This is a genomic window from Microbacterium sp. (assembly GCF_049661145.1).
Classification (GTDB): Bacteria; Actinomycetota; Actinomycetes; order Actinomycetales; family Microbacteriaceae; genus Microbacterium.
The window spans coordinates 1-4,364 of the sequence record NZ_JBASZT010000096.1 but is presented as its reverse complement, the minus strand read 5'-3'; the positions used below and the strand labels follow the sequence as shown (position 1 = coordinate 4,364).

At 70.5% G+C, this 4,364-nt stretch carries 5 protein-coding genes and 1 pseudogene; 2 read left to right on the top strand and 4 right to left on the bottom strand.

Features of this window, described 5'->3' with window-relative positions; genetic code table 11:
* Positions 1 to 37: 37 nt before the first annotated feature.
* Entirely contained in the window at positions 38 to 760 is a 723-nt protein-coding gene (locus WBP48_RS04215) for a GntR family transcriptional regulator (RefSeq protein ID WP_424436537.1), read from the bottom strand.
* 119 nt (positions 761 to 879) lie between these two features.
* Between WBP48_RS04215 and WBP48_RS04210 the strand changes: the two genes are divergently transcribed.
* On the top strand, positions 880 to 2,280 hold the full coding sequence (locus tag WBP48_RS04210) for an MFS transporter (protein WP_424436540.1): 1,401 nt from the start codon (positions 880 to 882) through the stop codon (positions 2,278 to 2,280).
* Between the two features lie 19 nt (positions 2,281 to 2,299).
* Here the strand turns inward: WBP48_RS04210 and WBP48_RS04205 are convergent, their stop codons facing one another.
* The gene (locus WBP48_RS04205) at positions 2,300 to 2,740 is read right to left on the bottom strand and encodes a type II toxin-antitoxin system VapC family toxin (RefSeq protein WP_424436534.1); all 441 of its coding nucleotides are present in this window, start codon (positions 2,738 to 2,740) and stop codon (positions 2,300 to 2,302) included.
* Positions 2,737 to 3,045 carry a type II toxin-antitoxin system VapB family antitoxin gene (locus tag WBP48_RS04200; protein ID WP_424436531.1) on the bottom strand — a complete coding sequence of 103 codons (309 nt, stop codon included), beginning with the start codon at positions 3,043 to 3,045 and terminating at the stop codon, positions 2,737 to 2,739. The genes WBP48_RS04205 and WBP48_RS04200 overlap by 4 nt, the downstream gene beginning before the upstream one ends.
* Positions 3,046 to 3,162: 117 nt before the next feature.
* On the opposite strand from WBP48_RS04200, the gene purU reads away from it, so the two are divergent.
* Complete coding sequence (gene purU, locus WBP48_RS04195; protein WP_424436528.1) at positions 3,163 to 4,044, top strand: formyltetrahydrofolate deformylase; 882 nt, start codon at positions 3,163 to 3,165, stop codon at positions 4,042 to 4,044.
* A 176-nt stretch (positions 4,045 to 4,220) separates the two neighbouring features.
* On the opposite strand, the pseudogene WBP48_RS04190 reads toward purU, so the two are convergent.
* Positions 4,221 to 4,364, bottom strand: a pseudogene (locus WBP48_RS04190) (serine hydrolase); the annotation flags it as partial.

The window sequence follows — 4,364 nt, the reverse complement described above, 5'->3', positions numbered from 1 at the left end:
GGCCGCAGATCGTCCAGCCCGTGCCGAGCGCAGTCGCCTACCTGCGCGAAGCCCTCGCTGCGCCGGGCCCGCCGGGGGTCCCCGCCGTCGCGGTCTGATCGACGAGAGCCTCCATCGTCCGCAGCCGCCCCTGCTCGGCGTGAGTGAACGCGCACGCCTCGGCGAGGCGCGGATTGCCCGCGGCGATCGCGCTCACGAGCGCCTGATGCTCGGCGTGCCGCACCGCCGGGGCGCTCGCGATCGTGATTGCGCTCAACCGGTCGCTGCGGTCCTGCAACGGAGCGAACGTGCGCTCGAACAGCGCATGACCCGCCAGCGCGGTGATCGCACGGTGAAGCTCGGCGTTGGCGTGGTCGAGCCCCGCGCTGTCGTCGGTCGCGATCGCCTGCGCCGCGGCGGCGAGCGCACGCTCCAACGGCTCGGGACTCGCTCCCGCCGCCACTCGCAGCGCCGCCGCCCGCGCGGCGACCGGTTCGAGCGCGGCGCGCAGATCGTACAGCTCCTCGGCATCCGCACTCGTCACGGCGGTGACCACAGCGGTGCGCCGCGGCGCGAGTCGGATGAATCCCGTGAACTCGAGCCGATTGATCGCCGCCCGGATCGGGGCGCGCGATACGCCGAACTCCGCCGCGATCTCGCGCTCGGTCAGCCCCGTGCCGGGTGCGTATCTGCCCGAGACGATGCCCTGGCGCAACCGCTGATACACACTCTCCGAGAGCACCTCGGCCGAGTCGTCGTCGGGATCGCGCGGACCGGGCATGCCTCCAGCCTACGGTGGGTGGTGCCGGGGTGCGCCGCGTCGGCACCGGCGTCTCCGAGCACCGATAGCCTGAACCGATGGGCTCCGCGGGTGACGACGAACGAAGGCGACTCACCCGGATGCCGAGGCAGGGTGCGATCGTCGCCGTCCTCGCGATCGCGGGGTTGTGCTCGTCGTTCATGTTCACGCTCGTCGTGCCGATCCAGGCGAAGCTGCCCGAACTGCTCGACGCCGACCGCGAGGACACCGCGTGGGTCGTCACCGCGACCCTCCTCGCCGCCGCCGTCGTGACCCCCATCGCCGGGCGTCTCGGCGACATGTACGGCAAACGCCGCGTCGTGCTGGCGCTGATCGCGGCGCTGGTCGTCGGGTCCGTGATCGCGGCGCTGTCGACGGGACTGCCGGGCCTCGTCGTCGGTCGCGCGCTGCAGGGCGCCGTCGTCGGCGTCATCCCGCTGGGCATCTCCATCCTGCGCGACGTGCTCCACGAAGACAGGGTGGATGCCGCGATCGCCCTCATCAGCGCGACGCTCGGCGTCGGCGGCGCCCTCGGGCTCCCGCTCAGCGCGCTGGTCACGGAGCGCGCCGACTGGCACGGCCTGTTCTGGATGGCCGCCGGACTCGGCACCGTCGTCTTCGCCCTCGTCCTGTGGATCGTGCCGGTGAGCGTGCTGCGCACCGCGGGGCGCTTCGACTACGTGGGGGCAGCGGGACTCGCGGTGGGCCTGCTCGGCATCCTGCTCGCGATCTCGCGCGGCGATCAGTGGGGATGGACCTCGCCCGCAACCCTCGGCTGCGGACTCGGCGGCATCGCCGTGCTGCTCATGTGGGGCTGGTTCGAACTGCGGATCGCCGAGCCGCTGCTCGACCTGCGGGTCGCGGCCCGCCGCCCCGTGCTGCTGACGAACCTCGCGTCGGTCGCGATGGGGTTCTCGCTGTTCTCCTCGAACGTGTCCTATCCGCAACTGCTCGAGCTGCCACCGCCGGCCGGGCTCGGGCTGCCGCTGCTGGCGGCGAGCCTCGTGATCATGCCATCGGGCCTCGTGATGATGGTGCTCTCGCCGTTCTCCGGCCGCATGGCGCACACCGTCGGGCCGCGCCGCCTGCTCGTGTTCGGGGCGATCGCGCTCGTCGCGGCATACTCCTTCAGTCTCGTGCTCGCGACCGAGATCTGGCACATCCTCGTCGCGAACCTGCTGATCGGCGTGGGGATCGGGTTCGGCTACGCCGCCATGCCCATGCTCATCATGCGGTCGGTGCCGCAGAGCGAGACCGGCGCGTCGAACGGCCTCAACGCGCTGTTCCGCTCGCTCGGCACGAGCATCGCCGCCGCCGTGGTCGGCGCGGTGCTCGCGAGCATGTCGACCGTGCAGGACGGGATGCAGGTGCCCACGGCATCCGCGTTCCGGGTCTCCTTCTTGTTGGGACTGGCCGCGGCGGTCATCGCGCTCGTGGTGGCGGCGTTCATCCCGCAGCGGCCCGCCGAAGAGGAGCATCCGGCCCTGCCGGAGGGCGTCTGATCGGGACCTCGGCCCTGGTCTACCGCGCGTGGTCGTCCCCGTACGCCTCCCCGTATTCCTCCCCATACTCCTCGAGGGCCGAGCGGATGTCGGTGCGCCCGAAGTCGTCTCCGACGAACAGCAGCGGCTCGTCGCGGACGTACGCGAGCGCGTAGCTGTAGGTGTCACCGAGGTTGAGGCGGGCGGGGTGGCCCGTGCCGCGGCCGTACGAGATATGCGCGCTGCTCGCGACGTCGGCCTGCTCAAGATCGAAAGGGGTGACTCCGAGACGAAACTGGCGAATGATCCCTTCGAGCCGACGCACGCCGCCAGACCCTGCCTTGGACCGAGCGACCATCCGGGCCTCGACGAGGATCGGCGCGGGGATCTGGCCTCCATACTCGCCCAGGAGCTCGAAGATCCGCTCGGATCCCGGCTCCAGGAGGAGTGCCGAGATGAGCGCCGAGCTGTCGACGATCACTTCGGCAGGCCCATGTCGTCGTACAGCCAGTCACCGTGATTGCGCATCGCCTCACGCTGCTCGGGCGTCGTCTCGGCGACGAACTCCTGCGCGATTCTCTTGGCCGCTGCGATACGCCGCTCGACCTCTTCGGGCGGAAACTTCGCCGGCGGCCTCCGCCGACCGGTGGGGGTGCTGGTGCGCTGCAACTCGTCGAGGCGGCGACGCACGGCATCCTCCACGGCGCTCGTCTGACTCATGCCGGTCAGCGCGGCCAGCTCGCGCACGAGCGCGTGCGTCCGCTCGTTCTTGATGTTGAGGCTCATAACGCGATTCTACCGTGGTAGATGTCAGAATGGTAGACTCTACCGCATCCGGATGCCGCGGCATCCTCCCCCAGCGTCGCAACGACGTCGCCCAGGCCGCGATGGCAGAATGAATCAATGCCTCCCGTGCACAGTCCCCACCTGCCGGCCGATCATGCGTGTCTCATCGTGCACGGCAGCGACAAGCCCGGGATCGTCGCCGCCGTCTCAGCGATGATCACCGGAATCGGCGGGAACATCGTCGCGTTCGACCAGTTCTCCGACGATCACCGCGGCGGCGCCTACTTCCAGCGGGTCGTGTTCCACCGCCCCGACTTCGCCGCCGACCGGCCCGCGATCGAGGCGGACATCGCGTCGACGCTGACGGGTTTCGAGCTGGAGTGGGAGCTCACCGACCAGTCGGTGCCCAAGCGCATGGCGATCCTCGCGTCGAAGCAGGACCACTGCCTGCTCGACCTGCTGTGGCGGCATCGCCGGGGTGACCTGCCGGTGACGATCCCGATGGTGGTCTCCAACCACACGACGACGGCGGAGGACGTGCGCAGCTTCGGCGTGCCGTTCTTCCACGTGCCGTCGGTCGCCGGCCCCGACAAGTCGGAGTCCGAGGCGGAGATCCTCCGCCTGCTGGTGGGGAACGTCGACTTCGTCGTGCTGGCGCGGTACATGCAGATCCTGTCGCCGCAGTTCCTCGAGCGGCTCGGGGTGCCGGTGATCAACATCCACCACTCGTTCCTGCCCGCGTTCATCGGCGCCGAGCCGTACCGGAAGGCGAAGGAGCGCGGCGTCAAGCTCATCGGTGCGACGTCGCACTACGTCACGAGCGACCTCGACGAGGGTCCCATCATCGAGCAGGACACCATCCGCGTGACCCACGGCGACACCGTGCACGAACTCGCCCGCCGCGGCGCCGACGTCGAGCGTCAGGTGCTTTCGCGTGCCGTGCTGTGGCACGCGCAGGACCGCGTCATCCGCCACGGCAACCACACGATCGTGTTCTGACCCGCGGCCTTCTGACCCGCGGCCTTCTGACCCGCGGGGACGCCGTGCCCGGTGATCCCGCGAGACCGCCTCCCTGGGTCGAGACCTCACGAAACGGCGTGGGGTCTCGACCCGCACGCGCGGTCTCGCGGAACGAGCGGAACGAGCGGCGCGGGCGGCGCGAGCGGCGCGGCGGCTCAGTACACGTACTCCATGAGGTCGGCGCCGAGCGCGCGGAACGCCTCGTGCGCGCGCACGCGATGCGCGATCGACAGGTCGTCGAAGCAGACGATCAGCGCATAGGCGGCGCCGGCGCGCGGGCCCGCGAGCACGCCGGCCTC